Raw genomic sequence first — 281 nt, 5'->3', positions numbered from 1 at the left:
TTATCCGGAGTACTACCTGATTCAACATGCCTTTGAGAATCCGGAAGCTTTTGGACAGATGAATAGTAAGGAAATAAAGCGATTAGCATCAATAGCCGATTTACAATTACTAAGTATTTCAAAGTCACATAAAAAGCTATCTAAGGCTTTAGCATCAGATAATCCGTGGGAGAGGTATTGGGCCCTGATTGTATGTAGTTCTTATATGAAGAAAATACCACAATTGTTACCTGTGATAAAAGCCATCGCTAATAATGATAATCTGCTTATTAACAAGGTTC

At 35.9% G+C, this 281-nt stretch carries 1 protein-coding gene; it reads left to right on the top strand.

Going from position 1 to position 281, the window contains the following annotated elements; translation table 11 throughout:
• Positions 1 to 281 (top strand): hypothetical protein (locus FNN09_RS21280; RefSeq protein WP_221932569.1); only part of this gene is annotated, 281 nt, incomplete at both ends.

The sequence above is a fragment of the Carboxylicivirga sp. M1479 genome (assembly GCF_007097485.1).
Lineage (GTDB): Bacteria > Bacteroidota > Bacteroidia > Bacteroidales > Marinilabiliaceae > Carboxylicivirga.
Note: the sequence above shows the minus strand (reverse complement) of the source record. Positions and strands in the feature narration are given on the sequence as shown.